At 49.9% G+C, this 7,234-nt stretch carries 5 protein-coding genes and 1 pseudogene; 3 read left to right on the plus strand and 3 right to left on the minus strand.

Features of this window, described 5'->3' with window-relative positions; translation table 11 throughout:
* Positions 1 to 2 precede the first annotated feature (2 nt).
* Positions 3 to 1,037: a histidinol-phosphate transaminase gene (gene hisC, locus AAAT87_RS07295; RefSeq protein WP_118312789.1), complete on the plus strand. Its 1,035-nt coding sequence runs from the start codon at positions 3 to 5 to the stop codon at positions 1,035 to 1,037.
* A 60-nt stretch (positions 1,038 to 1,097) separates the two neighbouring features.
* Here hisC and AAAT87_RS07300 read toward each other — a convergent pair whose 3' ends face one another.
* The 3 genes from AAAT87_RS07300 to AAAT87_RS07310 are packed head-to-tail and all read right to left on the minus strand — an operon-like array spanning position 1,098 to position 6,516.
* A complete protein-coding gene (locus AAAT87_RS07300) occupies positions 1,098 to 3,479 on the minus strand; it encodes a YgiQ family radical SAM protein (RefSeq protein ID WP_349226064.1) in 2,382 nt (793 codons plus the stop codon).
* A gap of 10 nt (positions 3,480 to 3,489) precedes the next feature.
* Positions 3,490 to 3,831: a DUF8442 family protein gene (locus AAAT87_RS07305; RefSeq protein ID WP_349226065.1), complete on the minus strand. Its 342-nt coding sequence runs from the start codon at positions 3,829 to 3,831 to the stop codon at positions 3,490 to 3,492.
* Positions 3,832 to 3,849: 18 nt separating this feature from the next.
* Positions 3,850 to 6,516: a golvesin C-terminal-like domain-containing protein gene (locus AAAT87_RS07310; protein WP_349226066.1), complete on the minus strand. Its 2,667-nt coding sequence runs from the start codon at positions 6,514 to 6,516 to the stop codon at positions 3,850 to 3,852.
* Positions 6,517 to 6,764: 248 nt separating this feature from the next.
* Here AAAT87_RS07310 and AAAT87_RS07315 point away from each other — a divergent pair, with 248 nt between their 5' ends.
* Positions 6,765 to 6,923, plus strand: a complete 159-nt coding sequence (locus AAAT87_RS07315; RefSeq protein ID WP_264948455.1) for a hypothetical protein — start codon at positions 6,765 to 6,767, stop codon at positions 6,921 to 6,923.
* A gap of 131 nt (positions 6,924 to 7,054) precedes the next feature.
* Positions 7,055 to 7,234, plus strand: a pseudogene (locus AAAT87_RS07320) (hypothetical protein); the annotation flags it as partial.

A 7,234-nucleotide genomic window follows, 5' to 3' on the forward strand; every position in this document is an offset into this window, starting at 1 on the left:
GTATGAAAGATTTAAAAGACTTGTGCCGAGAAAACATCTGGAACTTGGCACCTTACAGTTGCGCACGCACGGAATTCGCTGGTAGAAATGCCCGCGTCTTCCTCGATGCCAACGAGAATCCCTATAACGACCCTTATAACCGATATCCTGACCCACTGCAGGTGGAACTGAAAAAACAGGTGAGTAAGATCAAGGGGGTAGCTGAAGACCAGATTTTCCTGGGCAATGGTTCGGATGAGGCCATCGACTTGGTTTACCGTGTATTCTGTCGCCCTGGCAAGGATAATGTGGTAGCCATCGCTCCTACATATGGTATGTATGAGGTTTGTGCTGATGTCAACGACGTGGAGTATCGCTCTGTGTTGCTCGATGAGAACTATCAGATTTCTGCAGAGAAGATCATTGATGCCTGCGATGAGAATACCAAGGTGGTATGGTTCTGCAGCCCTAACAACCCGACGGGCAATCACATCAATCGCGAGGCTATCGTAGAGGTGCTTCGCCTCTTTGATGGTATAGTCATTGTGGATGAGGCTTATAGCGATTTCTCTTCCGAGCGCACCTTCCGTGGTGTGCTGAAGCATTTCCCTAATCTCATCGTGCTCAATACGATGAGTAAGGCATGGGGTTGTGCAGCGCTTCGTCTGGGTATGGCGTTTGCCAGCAAGGAGATTATTGACATATTCAATAAGGTGAAATATCCTTATAATGTGAATCTGCTTACCCAGCAGCAGGCACTTGAGGTCTTGAAGAATCCATTGAAGGTGGATGAGTGGGTGAAGAACATCCTTCAGGAGCGTTCGAAGGTGATGGCTGCCTTCCTGGATCTGCCTATCACCGTGAAGGTTTATCCTACGGATGCCAACTTCTTCCTGGTAAAGGTTACTGATGCGCAGGCCATCTACGATTATCTGGTGGCACAGGGCATCATCGTAAGAAACCGCAATAAGGTTCAGCTTTGCGGCAACTGTCTGAGAATCACCATCGGAAACAAGACTGAGAATGCTGAATTGCTCGGGGCGTTGAGACAATATTAATAAAAAAATCGCCGTTTATCTCATATTCGAGATAAACGGCGATTTTTTATTAATTTCATATTATCTTCTCCTGCCTCTTCCTTCGTTTCTTTCCTGGTTTCCACGTCCGCTGCCACGCTCGTTCTTATCTCCGCTGTTATAGCGGTTCTTGCGATTGTGGTTGTCGGTGTCAAAATTAGGATTGAAACTCTTTTTCTTCTTGTCCTTGAAGAAGCCGGCACCTTGCTCTTTCTGATTGCGGAGCTCGGCTCTGGCTGCGGCTACTGCATCGCGGATATTAGCATTGGCGTTGTTGCTTCTGCCCTGCGGAGCATTATTTCCTCTGCCTTGCTGAGCATGACTGTTTCTTGAAAATTTACCATTCAAAGGACGGCCTTCATTGAGGTATTTCTCCTCATCATAGCAACCCACATTGCCATATCCCTTTGGTGCAAAGCGGTCTGTTGCATTTCTGCCACGGCCTCTTCCGCCATTTGGCTCTGCTGCATTTCTGCCGGCACCACGCTTGCCCTTGGCTCCTCTGCCTACGCCCGGATTATCATAGGTAGAACCAATCGCCTTGTCGTCGAAGTTGGTCCTCTTGCCCTTGAAACCTCCGCCATGATTTCCGCCGAAGCTCTTCTTGTCGTATAGCTTGTCTATGAGATCCGTTCTGCCGATACGGCGAAGCTCGCTCTCTATGGCACGGCGCTCCTCTGGCTTGTACCAGAAGAAGAACATGCGCTGGGCAAGCTTTTCCTTCTGGGTCTTGGCGCTGAATACTGCTTCCAAGGTGTATGGGTCGTATCCCGTGTACCAGGTTTCCGTAGAAATCGTCATTGGGGTAGGGGTGAAGTCCTGTACTTGTTCCAGATGGAAGTCGAGTCCCTTGGTAATTACTGCCAGTTCTGCCATATCCTCTTCATGACAGCCCGGATGCGAACTGATGAAGTATGGAATGATCTGCTGGTTGAGCCCCTCTTCCTTGTTGATCTTGTCGAAGATGCGTTTGAATTCGTAGAAGAGGTCGAACGATGGTTTGCGCATGAACTTCAATACCTCTGGACTGGTATGTTCCGGTGCTACCTTCAGTCGGCCGCTCACGTGCTTGGTGATCAGCTCGCGGGTATATTCCCTTGCCGCCTGGTTCACCTTCTCGTCCTTGCTCTTGTGTAGGAGCAGGTCGTAGCGCACACCACTACCGATGAAGCTCTTCTTGATACCCGGCAGGGCATCTACGGCATGATAGATCTCCAGCAGCTTGCTGTGGTCGGTGTTCAGGTTCGGACAAATCTGAGGGTTCACGCACGATGGGCGCTTGCACACCTCGCACGCCTTCTGGTTCTTGCCGTGCATGCCATACATGTTTGCCGAAGGACCGCCCAAATCGCTCAGATAGCCCTTGAAATCAGGCATCTCGATGATTTTCTTCACCTCTTTCAGTATGCTCTCCTTACTTCGGCAAACCACGAACTTGCCCTGGTGCGCCGAAATTGTACAGAACGAGCAACCGCCGAAGCAGCCACGATGCAGGTTCACAGAGAACTTGATCATCTCGTATGCCGGAATGGTCTTGCCCTTGTACTTAGGATGAGGCAGACGGGTGTAAGGCAGGTCGAAGGCAGCATCCAGCTCTTCGGTGGTCATCAGCGGGAATGGTGGATTCACCACCACATACTTGCCATCGGTCTCCTGAATCATGCGCTGAGCATGCATCTTGTTGGCTTCTTCCTCCAGATGGCGCACGTTTTCCGCCTGTCCCTTCTTGTTATGCAGGCACTCCTCGTGGCTATGCAGGATGATGTCATCGTCCTTGAATCCGCCAGGAATGTCCTTCTCCTTGCAGTAGAAAGCCACCTGCGGCATCTCGTGAATCTGGTCCATGGTCTTGCCTTCGGCGAATGCATTGGCAAGTTCCACGATGGAGCGTTCGCCCATACCATAGAGGATGAGGTCGGCACCCGAATCGCAGAGGATGCACTTGCGGAGTTCATCCTTCCAGTAGTCGTAGTGACTGATGCGGCGCAGTGATGCCTCGATACCGCCCAGTGCCACAGGTACGTCGGGATAGAGCTTCTTCAGTATCTGGGTATAGACGATAGACGGATAGTCGGGACGCATGTCGTGGCGGGAGTCAGGACTGAAGGCATCCTCGCTGCGCATACGGCGGTTGGCCGTGTAGCGGTTTACCATCGAGTCCATGGCTCCCGGAGATACGCCGAAGAAGAGGCGAGGGCGACCGAGCTTCTTGAAGTCACGGAAGTCGCCATGCCAGTCGGGCTGAGGCACGATGGCTACGCGATAGCCGTTAGCCTCCAGGATTCTTCCGAGGATAGCCGGTCCGAAGGATGGATGATCTACGTAGGCATCACCCGAGAAGAGGATGACGTCCAGTTCGTCCCATCCTCTGAGTTCGCACTCCTTCTTGGTTGTTGGGAGAAAATCTGTTAACTTATAATCCATTCAATATACTTTAGTCATTCACTGCATCTGGCTCAACCTCAGCTGCTTCCTGTGCATCTTTCTTGTCCTTCCAATCTACGTAGAGCAATACGAGGTTGTGGAGGCCGAGTGCCTTCATATTCTGGTTGTAGATTACGTCGAGGCAGAGGTCGAGCAGCTCCTTGTCCTTGATGTCGCTGCTCTCCAGAAGAGAACGGACGTTGAATCTTAACTTGTCGAGCACTTCCTCGTCGATGATGCCGTTGCTATCTACGAGGTTGCGGAGCAACTGATACTTGTCAATAGTCTCTAAATGCTGGTCGCTCACTTCGATAGAGCGTGTACCAGACTGGTTTGCTTGAATCTTATACATATTTTATTGATTTTAAATTTATTCTGTTAAGAACTTCAGAATACCCTGCATGATGCTGTAGCGGGTTTTCTCATCGCTGATGCACTCCAGTGGGAATCCCATGGTGAAGGTGCGGTAGCTGGTACTCCTGTAGGCAACTGCTGCACTGGTTCCCGTAAGATAACGCATGGCGCAGAAGGCTGTGCTGCCTATTGGCTTGAGTATTTCCGGATGGGTGGCTGCATAATGCTTGGCATTCAGCGAATGATAGTAGCTGAATTCCTTGCCCAGTCCGCTTACCGTTGGCGATGTGGTAACGATGCTGTCTCGCTCGGTAATGGTGGAATCTTCCGGATTGACATCCTGCACGATAAACTTGGTGCCGGTAGGTTCATAGTTTACTTTCAGGATAGCGCCCATGAATGATTTCTCCTCTTCATCCTGCATGTCGCTGCCGTTGTAGGAGCCGCTCACAAGCAGTTTTCCGCCGTTGAGGGCATAGTACTTGATGCGCTTCTGCATGGCTGGGGTGAAGGTCTTGTAGTACTGATGGGTATATCCGTCGTAGCGCTCCAGACCATTGATGAGGTCCACTGCCTGATAATCGGTCATCTTCACTCTTCCCGAAAGGATGGCTTCGCTCGAACAGCTGGCGATGCTGTACTTGTTGCCGGAAGCGATGGCCTGGGCATGCTCCACGGTATGGTTGAAGTCATTGCCAGCTATAAACTGTCCTATCATCTCGTTGCCGCTGTATCCCAGTCCGCTGGAAGATTCGATACCCATTCTATGGATGTCAAATACCTGCTGCTTGCCGCTCCAGCCCGCCGTCAGACCATAGCTTACGCCTGGGTCCTGGTCGAAGTCGAAGCCCTGGATATTGTCGTTATCTACCACCTGCGGTGAGGCAAGGCGATGGAAATTGTTCACGATCAGAATCTTGTTGGTAGCTGTAGGATTGTAGAGTGCCGAGAGGGTTTCTGATGGGAAGCTCTCGCCGCCCTGGTTTACGGCTGCTACCCGGAAGTTGTAGAGCTTGCCTGGCTCCAGCTTCACGTTGTAGATGTTGGAGCGAACTATCGTACCATTGTCGAATCCGCCTTTGCCTTCTGCCTGATAAACAATGTAGCTGGTTGGCTTGGCGGTAGGTTCCGTCTTGTCAAGCTGCGCATTCCAGGTGAGGCTGGCATAGCCCAGTTCATCCACCTCCACGCTGAAGTGGTTAGGTGCCAGAGGCTGTACTACATACGGTTCGTCATGGTTGCTGCTCACGAATCTGAGAATGGTCTTGTAGATGGAGCGGGCGATGGTAAACTTGCCCATCGGATCCTGTGCGATGCGCATGTCCGGGAAGCTCTGGTGAGAGAGCATTTCGATGATTGCCGATGGTACTTCCGGCAGTCGGGTCTCCGAATAGTTCCTATCCCAGAGATAGCGTTTTCCGAATGAACCAAAGGTGTTGGTCATATCTTCTACAAGATTATCTCTCAAAGCCTTAGCGAAATCCTTTGAAGCAAATCTTGAAATGCCGCTGTTCAGCATGCCATCGTTGAAGTCGGTGGTGCAGATAGCGAGTGTGCCCCAGGTGGATTGTCCGTCAGGGTTGTATCCTGCGTCGCTGTGCAGGGCGAGAGAAAGCTCTATCGGCACGCGCTTGCCGTCTATTGCCGGCATATATACGCTGCCGCCTCCCAGCCAGTTGGTCATCATCGAACGGGTGTTGATGTCGTCGGCATAATCGTTCTTTCCCTTTCTTCCGCCATACACGCTATAGGGTGCTCCAGCCCACTGGGCGTAGTATCTTGCTCCTTCCAGGCAGCGAGGCAGTCCGCTTACGAATCCGCCACGTTCTATGTTGCCCATACCGCCTCCGAATCGTACGGCATCGGTGGTTACGACACCTCTGCGGGAGGCGTGATTGGTGCAGACCACACGGTTGAACTCATTGCATCCCTTGTCGAATTCGAAGGTGCCGAGATATACCCATGTGCCGCCACCCATCCGCTGGTTGACGGTAAATTCTGTAGCCTGTCCCTTGTGATAGACGATGTATTTGGCATCGGGTACACTTTTGGGCAGTGTCTGGTAGCTTACATAAACGGCATATTTTCCCTCTTTCTGGAAGTTAGGCTGATAGCTTACCAGACTGTTCTTCTTTCGCCTGGTAGCCTTCGCCTGTCTCACGGTACCCATCTGGAACGGATTTTCTCCATCCTGATAGGAAGCCTGGAGGTTGGCGAATCCCAGGGAGTCGCAGTTCTTCCATTTCTTGCCATTCACGAATTCCTGGTAGGCGATGGATCGCCTGTCGTCGTTATCCACAACAATCTCCTGCTGTTGCCAGTCGCGTTCACGGGGAGTGAAGACGATGGCGCCTGCATTTTCCAGCATCGGGATGAGGTAAGGCACCACAATGGTCTGGGTAAAGAGGTCTTCCGTGGTACAGAAGAGGTTAGGACGTTGCCATTTCCATCCTCTTTCTGCATCCCAGTATCTTCCGTGCGATGCCCAAAGTGAGAGATGTCGGTTCTGCAGTCCAGCAGTCACGAAGTAGGGGCGTGAGGCGTTGAACACCCACGGATCTTCATCATATTCGATGTTTCCCCATGCATGACTGTTCCCCTCATCGAATGCCTGCAGCATGAATCCGGAAGAGATAAGCAGACTGCTTATCAGCCCATATTTTGTAAATCTCGTTTTTTTCACTTTCTTCTATGATGAGGGTGTGTCATAAGTTGCCATTATCTGGACTTATGACACATCCTCCTTTCTTTTTGCTTGTTAGTTAGGGTGTCCAGTTCTTTGTTCTTAAAAACAAGCTGGAAACATCCCTGTTAATTGTTAATATTACGCTCTGATATTTAACGTTTCATGTAACGAAATAGTTCTTTGAAAATTTGTGTATCTCGTTGATTTTTAGTATCTTTGTACATAATTACAAATACTTATAATCAATGAAAAAGTTAGATTCAAAACAGCATAAAGAGACCCCTGAGGAAGAGTTAAAGCGTCTTCGTAAAAGAGTTAAGCAACTTGAAGGCAAAGAAGTGAAGAATACAAACACTATCAAAGGTCTTCGGAAAGAACTCAAAAAAAAGACGTTCAGAAAATAACTATGACCATCGAACAAAGAGCATTACTCTCGCACCTGTTCCCGGACATAGATTCCCTCTTGTAGTAATTCAACTTTTTGTTCTTATCTCTATGCGTACTGGCTGTGGCCTTTCGAACTGTCGTGAAGATCTTGGAGGTATTCTCTGAAAAACTACTTTTGGCTCTAGCCATTCCATCAGAGCATCAAGATCTACCTGTCAAACATGAAGATGTGACAGTTTTAAACATGACGGTAGGAGCAAACTTCAAGGGTGAAGATATCGAAAACAAGATAAGCGAAGTCACTATATCTGCAGGTTCAGAACCTCAA

This window comes from Segatella sinensis, from assembly GCF_040095255.1.
In the GTDB taxonomy this organism is placed as follows: Bacteria; Bacteroidota; Bacteroidia; order Bacteroidales; family Bacteroidaceae; genus Prevotella; species Prevotella sinensis.